Raw genomic sequence first — 5260 nt, 5'->3', positions numbered from 1 at the left:
AGCAAAGGCATTGCGGTGAGGCGATAGAGATCTGCCGCCAGCGGTCACGCGTTTATGAGCTAGCCCGCATTGCAAATCCCAAACGCTGGAGCAGATCAATTCGTTGCTGGAAACTACCTGATTTGGTATGGATAAATGAACCATTAGCAACCCAGCAAACAAGCCTCCAGGTAACCTTGGCAAAGGAGGCATAAAACGCTTCCAAAGGGTGACATCTTTCCTGGCAGCTACCGAAGCCACCTTGCTGGCCCAGCGGGGGCTGTCGGATGAACTGTTCGAAGAAATCAGTCTGTATGAGCAGGCATACGGAGAATTGCTGGGCGATTGAGTGGCCCAGCTGAGCCACCAGCGCTCAGAACGAGAAGCTCGCCACCATCCTGCAATTGCCAGCCGGCTCCTCGCGCTGACACTGCTGCAAGGCCATGCTGCTGGCCTCCTCCTCCGAGGACCGGCCGGATTCGTGATACCAACGGCTGTCACTCTCCACCAGTGCCGCCGCACCCGCTGTGAATCCGAAGGCATTGCAGTCGTCTTGACCACACGACCGAACGGCTGCCTGCTGGGCCTCACTTTCGGTGCTGTAGCCCTTTGCCCAACTACTCTCCCCAGTGGAGGGGCTAATGGCGAATGCACCCCATAGCTCTTGGGCTACAGGGGACTCAGTGTTCTCAACTGGCTCTTGCGCAGGGGCTTTGTCAGCAGAGGGGCTTGATGCTTCACCAGAAGGCGATGACGGTGTCGGTGTTTGATAGGCATCAGGTTCAGTGGATGGCTTGAAAGCACCTGTTGCCAGGCCGATCAAGAGCGCAATTCCTCCCAGTGCAACCATGCAGCCATTAGGCTTGGACTGGCTCCMACTCGACGACGACGATGTTGAGCTGCTTTCATTGACCGGAAGTGGGCCACCCCACAAGAAGACGCCTCCATACTTCCTATTGATCAACTCCTTGGCATCGAATATATTTGGAGCCTCTATTATTTCTTCAATTAAATTTCCCTTGCCCTGGCCATTCTCGCCCTTCAGTTGGAATTTGACTTTGAACTTTGCCATGTCAAATATTTCGAATAACATAGCTGTTGACCCCTTATTGCGGCAAGGCAAATGTTTTTGGGGATAGGGCGCGGCCGGTAGCTGCCAGGAAAGATGTCACCCTTTGGAAGCGTTTTATGCCTCCTTTGCCAAGGTTACCTGGAGGCTTGTTTGCTGGGTTGCTAATGGTTCATTTATCCATACCAAATCAGGTAGTTTCCAGCAACGAATTGATCTGCTCCAGCGTTTGGGATTTGCAATGCGGGCTAGCTCATAAACGCGTGACCGCTGGCGGCAGATCTCTATCGCCTCACCGCAATGCCTTTGCTGAGGCGTAACGAATTTGATGCCGCTATGGCGGTGTTGGTGGTTATACCAATCCACAAAAGAAGAAACCCATTGGCAGGCTTCTTCTTTGCTGCTGAATGGCCGGTTGGGGTAATCAGGCCGGTATTTAACAGTGCGGAATAGCGATTCGGAATAGGGATTGTCGTTGCTTACCCGTGGCCTCGAGAAGGATCTGAGTACCCCTAGCTCTTCTAAGCGCACCTCCAGGGTTGCCGCCCTCATTGATGATCCGTTATCTGCATGGAGGATTAATGGCTGCTTTCGGGAGCTATTAATCCGTTCCTTTAGGCAGGCCCTACTCACCAGCTGAGCTGCTAATTCAGCTGATTCAGATTGCTCCACATCCCAGGCAACAACTTTTCTGCTCCAGATATCAACCACTAGGTAGAGGTAAAGCCAGATCCCTTTAACGCTGGTGGGGAGATAGGAAATATCCCAACTCCAAACCTGGTTTGGGCCATCAGCGCGCAACCTGGGAATAGGCCTTGGTTCTTGTGGTAATCGCGCTCTACCGCGGCGGTGCAGCTGCCCGTGGGCATGTAAAACCCGGTAGAAACTGCGTTCAGAACCTATATATATGCCTTGATCAGCGAGATCCGGCACGATCTGGCCTGGTGGCAAGGAGGCGTATTTAGGTTCATTGCAAGTAAGCAAGATCCTTTGGCCTTCCTCAACGCTTAAGCGATGGGCCACTTTGCGGGCACTGCCTTTACGGCGATCAACGCCATTGCCATCAGCTTTAAATTCACGCCGCCAGCGTTTAAGGGTGCGTAGGCAGATACAGGTCACGTCGCATGCCCGCACGAGGCCGGCGCCTGCAGCATTGGCCTCAGCAATCAGCTCAATCACCTTCTGCCGGCAGGCGGCGCTGGTTAGCTTTCCGCGACCTCCGAGCAGTAGGCCTCCCACTTTTTTTGCAGCACCAGCAAGGCCGCCATCTCCGCCAGGGCCTTCTCCTTGCGTTGCAGTTCCTTTTTTAGTGCTTTTATTTCCCGCTGGTCCTGGGCGCGGAGCTTTTCAAGCTCCTTTTGCTCCGCCATGGTTAGCACTGCATTTGCATTTGCATCCTGCGCTGTTTGACGCCAGCGGTCTACCTGTTCAAGGAACAGACCACGCTCTCTGCAGTAGCTACTCAGCTCAGTGGCATTAAACCCAGCTGTTTCTACTACCACCGTGAATTTATCTGCAGCACTCCAGCGATCTGGGTCTTTATCGGATGCTGGCACCACCTCCCCCTGCAACCGCCAGTTACTGCGCCATTTATAAAGCGTGGATTGATGAATACCTAATTCCTTAGAAATTTGAGGCACATCCTGCCGATTTGGCGGGCTCATCCTTTTACGTACATCAGCTTGAACAGCAAGGCTGTAAGCAGTCATTAAATTGCTCCATTAAGCCCCCAAGGATTCAATTAACAGGGGTGACAACTTTCCTGGCAGAGGGGGTTGAGCGACTGTTCCCGGAAGGGGAGCAGCCCGATGCACTGCAGAAGGAAGAGCGCAAACACGCCGACTACCGCCGCTCCCGCACCAAACCAGGCCAGTACGTGGGCGGGGGTGCCTACCTCCAGCAGCTGGAGCAATGGATTGGGGACGGTGAACAGCAGATCCTGATCACCGGCGAATCAGGAGCGGGCAAGAGCGCCCTGATCGCCAACTGGATCGAACGGCACAGCCAGAGCCATCCAGCCCAGGTGGTGTATGCCCACCACCTGGGCTGCACCAACGACGCCAATGCATTGCGGCCCCTGCTGGGGCGCCTGATCGATACAGCTTCCCAGCAGTTGTTGGAAGCCGAGCTGATCAGTGAGGCACTGGCAGTGCCCGAGGACTGGTGGGAGCTGGTGGCCAATGTGGCCGAAACACTCCAGAGCCTCGGCCGCTGGTGCGAGCAACAGGGACATCGTTGGATCTGGGTGCTCGATGGTCTCGATCGCTTGAATCTTGACGACCAGAAAGCCCTGCCCTGGCTGCCGCTGAATCTGCCGGCGGGCGTGCAGGTGGTGGCCAGTGCCCTGGCCTGTCCGGCAAGAGACATCCTGAGCGAGCGGGCTTACACCACGCTCACGATCGGGCCGCTGGCCACAGCAGAGCAGGAGCAGCTGATTCAGCGCTACCTGCAGCCCTACAACAAGGAACTCGATGGCGGCCTGCGCCAGCAGATCTTGGCCACCCCCCTAGCAGGATCACCCCTGTTCCTGAAGGTGCTGCTGGAGGAGCTGCGGCAGTGCGGCCGGCACGACACCCTCAAGCAGCAGCTGGATTGGTATGGGGCTCAAAAGATTTGGGCTGAAAGGAAGGCGGAGGAGTTGCCTTGGCAGCTTTTGCAAGCAGAACGGAAGGGTGATCTGAGAGCCCTGTTGCTCAATGTCAGTCAGCTTTTTGAGCTAGCGAAGGAGCGTGACGATCGGGAGGCGATCAACTACTGGCTTGCCGTAAAGGGCTTGGGTAATGGTGAGCTCGATGAGCTTATTGCAAAGCTGGTAGAGGAGGAAATCGAAAAGCGAATAGATAACTCTAAAGATTTGATTTGTTTTGCAGATCGCATCGCAGCCCTGCTAGATGAAGCCGGTCTTTACCGCGAGCTACTTCTGCGATTAAGAGCACTGTCACTTGAGTTGGAGGAGCAGAGTGACGATCGCGATCAAGCCAGAGTGCTAGTCAGAGTTTCATTGCTTGCTAGTGCTTTATTTGATGCTGGAAAATACCAGCAAGCCAAGACTCTTTATGAGAGATGTTTTCGTGAGGGCGAGATCCTACGTGGGCCCGAACATAATTCCACCATGGTAGCGGCTTCCAAACTGGCCGGCGTATACATAAAAGAGGGTAATTACGGAATGGCGGAATCTCTGTATCGCCGCGTTCTAGACGTCAGGGAGAGGTTGTTGGGGAAGAAGCACCCTAAAACACTTTTCACTTTAAGCAATATTGGCTATATCCATGATCTGAAGGATGAACTTGATAAGGCTGAAGCAATTTATGAACAGGTGCTCGACTTGCGCAGAGAGTTGCTGGGCAGTTCGCACCGTGACACTTTGACCAGTATGCGCAGACTTGCGAGTGTATACAGACAGCAAGATGGAAAACACAAGCAAGCAGAGAATCTTTACCAGCAGGTGATCGCTGGCAGAGAGCAGATGCTAGGTCCCGATAATCCTGAAACAATTAGCGCCATAGAGGGCTTAGGCCTATTGTACGAGGAAATTGGTGAATACGAAGCAGCTGAAAAGATGTATCACAGGGTGCTGAATTACAGACAAAGAATCCTTGGAGTAAAGCATCCTMTCGTATTTAATGCATTGCTCAACCTGGCTGATATCAGCAAGGAGAAAGGTGATGCAGGCTATGCAGAGAGGCTCTACAGGCAATGCCTTGAAGGAAGAGAGAATATACTTGGTTCAGATCATATTAAAACAAATAGTGCGAGATACCGACTTGCACTTCTTTTGTCAGAGCAGGGCAGATTTGATGAATCATCTGCGTTTAGAAGGCGAGAGCTGGCATGCTGCCGAGAGCGCTTTGGTGACACTGATCCAGGGACGCTCACCTCAATAAACGGCCTTGCAGCTGACTTGCGAAAAAATGGAGAGCTGATTGAATCTGAACAGCTCTATCTGGAGGCACTTTTAGGTCGCATTGAATCCTTGGGCGATGAAAATGGCGACACAATGTCAAGTCGCTATAACCTTGCTCGTTGTCTGAGCGATCAGGGGCGCCATGCCGAGGCCATCCCCCTGCGACGACGTGAACTCGCTTGGTGCCGCGAACAGAACGGCTACACCGATTCCGGCACACTTACTTCCATCAACAACCTGGCGATCGATCTACGCGAAACAAATCAATTAGAAGAAGCAGAAAGCCTATTCCGTGAATTAGTAGAAAG

4 protein-coding genes and 1 pseudogene are annotated in these 5260 nt (G+C 53.3%); 2 read left to right on the top strand and 3 right to left on the bottom strand.

Annotation, left to right across the window (positions count from 1 at the left end; translation table 11 throughout):
- Positions 1–194 (top strand): annotated as a pseudogene (locus C7K08_RS15605) (hypothetical protein); the annotation flags it as partial.
- Between the two features lie 158 nt (positions 195–352).
- Here the strand turns inward: C7K08_RS15605 and C7K08_RS12535 are convergent.
- The 3 genes from C7K08_RS12535 to C7K08_RS16510 form a co-directional block, all read right to left on the bottom strand.
- Positions 353–829, bottom strand: coding sequence for a DUF4189 domain-containing protein (locus tag C7K08_RS12535; RefSeq protein ID WP_161955916.1), 477 nt, complete (start codon positions 827–829; stop codon positions 353–355).
- Positions 830–1165: 336 nt separating this feature from the next.
- The gene (locus C7K08_RS15600) at positions 1166–2227 is read right to left on the bottom strand and encodes an IS3 family transposase (RefSeq protein ID WP_161955915.1); all 1062 of its coding nucleotides are present in this window, start codon (positions 2225–2227) and stop codon (positions 1166–1168) included.
- 23 nt (positions 2228–2250) lie between these two features.
- On the bottom strand, positions 2251–2757 hold the full coding sequence (locus C7K08_RS16510; protein ID WP_106500917.1) for a helix-turn-helix domain-containing protein: 507 nt from the start codon (positions 2755–2757) through the stop codon (positions 2251–2253).
- A 41-nt stretch (positions 2758–2798) separates the two neighbouring features.
- Between C7K08_RS16510 and C7K08_RS12520 the strand changes: the two genes are divergently transcribed.
- Positions 2799–5260: tetratricopeptide repeat protein (locus C7K08_RS12520; RefSeq protein ID WP_161955914.1), on the top strand; the 2462-nt coding region annotated here is incomplete at its 3' end.

It is taken from the genome of Synechococcus lacustris str. Tous, assembly GCF_003011125.1.
Lineage (GTDB): Bacteria > Cyanobacteriota > Cyanobacteriia > PCC-6307 > Cyanobiaceae > Synechococcus_D > Synechococcus_D lacustris.
The sequence above is the reverse complement of the archived record's forward strand: the minus strand, read 5'-3'. Positions and strand labels throughout refer to the sequence as shown.